Here is a 1,247-nt window from a genome sequence, read left to right as displayed (position 1 = left end):
GGCACTGCACCCCAATAATGGGACAAGAGAAAAAACCTCTTATGCGACCAGTTTTCTGTACTCTACAGGAGACTGGTCATTTAATCTCTGTTGAATTCTAGTTTCATTATAAAATATGATGTAATTTTTAACAATATCTGTTATACTATCTTTAGTTAGGTTTCTCCACTTATGGAGATAGAAGGTTTCAGACTTTAGGATGGAATGAAACCATTCGATACAGGCATTATCTGCTGGTGTTCCTTTTCGGGACATAGAGCGGGTGATGCCTTTTTCTGTACAAGCTTGATAGTAGGCTTTTGAGGTGTAGACAGATCCCTGGTCGCTGTGTAAAAGTGCTCCTTGAGGTAGCTCAAGTTGATGAAGTGTGTCGAGTACAAAGTCCGTATCTTGACACTCGGAGATGCTATAAGCTACTATTTCACGATTATAGAGATCCATGATCGAAGATAGATAAAGTCTACAGTTTCCAAAGTAGAGGTAGGTGATGTCTGTGACAAGCTTCTCCATAGGCTTGTCTGCCTGAAAATCACGATCTAGCTTATTGTCTGTTACATGGTAAGGCTTCCCTAATTTAGGTCCCTTCTTGGGACGGACACGGCAAAGGCAGCCCTTTTCCTTCATGATACGATAGACCTTCTTGCGATTAACGACGAGGTTATAAACTTTCTTTAGTAAGCGAGTGATGGTTCGATAGCCGTAAATAAAGCGATTTGCCATACAGAGTTGTTCGATTTTATCTGCTATTTCGTCTCTTTTCTGAGAATTCTTACACTCCTGTTTCCAGCGATAAAAGGTGGAGCGTTTGACTCCGAAACACTCTAAAATAATAGATACAGGGCACGTTTTCTTATACTCTTCTACTAGCTTGATAAGACTTACTTTGTCGATTTTCTTACCAAGCTCTGATACTTTTTTAGTAATTCTACCTGCAAACGTAACTGTTCCACTTCAGATAATTGTTTCATTCCTTTACCATAAGTATATTGTTTCCCCACAGGTTGGTGGAAACGGTACAATTCATCATTCTGATACCAACGCCACCAGGTCTTGACCTGACTAGCATTTTTGATACCGAGGGTATCCATGATAACCTTATTTGATTTACCTGCCTTCTTCATTTCGATACAGGCTAGCTTAGTTTCTACTGAATATGCTTTTTTGACCATAATAAAACACTCCTGTTTCTAGTTTACCAGATTTCAACAGGAGTGTTTTCTTGTGTCTCATTTTATGGGTGCAGTGCC

Annotated in this window: 1 protein-coding gene; it reads right to left on the bottom strand. The window is 39.6% G+C overall.

Going from position 1 to position 1,247, the window contains the following annotated elements:
- Positions 1 to 39: 39 nt before the first annotated feature.
- A protein-coding gene (locus QM873_RS09915; RefSeq protein WP_398578081.1) for an IS3 family transposase occupies positions 40 to 1,172 on the bottom strand; the annotation gives its coding sequence in 2 pieces (ribosomal slippage) (positions 40 to 905 and positions 905 to 1,172; 1,134 coding nt in all).
- Between the last annotated feature and the right edge of the window lie 75 nt (positions 1,173 to 1,247).

Origin of the sequence: Streptococcus australis (assembly GCF_047463015.1) — a bacterium.
In the GTDB taxonomy this organism is placed as follows: domain Bacteria; phylum Bacillota; class Bacilli; order Lactobacillales; family Streptococcaceae; genus Streptococcus; species Streptococcus australis_F.
This window is presented reverse-complemented; position numbering and strand designations above follow the sequence as displayed.